1 protein-coding gene is annotated in these 692 nt (G+C 51.0%); it reads left to right on the top strand.

Features of this window, described 5'->3' with window-relative positions:
• The coding region (locus tag ACTHUM_RS16805) for a TonB-dependent receptor plug domain-containing protein (protein ID WP_440403527.1) at window positions 1–692 on the top strand (692 nt) is incomplete at both ends.

Raw genomic sequence — 692 nt, 5'->3', positions numbered from 1 at the left:
GTGCATTCTCACATGCAGCTGAAGAGAAAGCTGTTGAACAGGCTGAAGTCGATACCGTTTACGTTACTGCCGAGAAGCAGTTGCAACAGTCGCTCGGCGTATCGCGTATTTCTAAAGACGACATCGACAAACGCCCTGCAGCCAATGATATTTCCGAATTTGTCCGCACTATGCCGGGCGTTAACCTGACCGGCAATACGGCGACGGGTCAGCGTGGCAACAAACGCCAAATCGACTTGCGCGGTATGGGCCCTGAAAATACATTGATTTTGATTGACGGCAAGCCGGTTAATTCGCGCCAATCCGAGCGTATTAGTATGCGTGGTGAACGCAATACGCGTGGCGACAGTAACTGGGTGCCGGTTGAAGAGATTGAATCCATTACCGTCTTGCGCGGTCCGGCGGCAACACGTTACGGCTCTGGCGCGATGGGTGGCGTGGTCAATATTGTTACCAAAAAAGTGTCTAAAGAATTTAAAGGCCAAGTCAATCTTTACGCCAATCAGCCGCAAGACAACAAAGAGGGCGCAACCCGCCGTATCGGCTTTAATTTGAGCGGTCCGATTATCCAAGATACTTTGGGCTTCCGCATTTATGGCAACCTGAATAAAACGGATGCAGATGCTGCCGATATTAATGCCGGACACGGCAATGACAGCGCGGCCGGTGTTGAAGGTGTACGCAATAAAGAC

Source organism: Neisseria sp. P0021.S006, assembly GCF_051956895.1.
The sequence above is the reverse complement of the archived record's forward strand: the minus strand, read 5'-3'. Positions and strand labels throughout refer to the sequence as shown.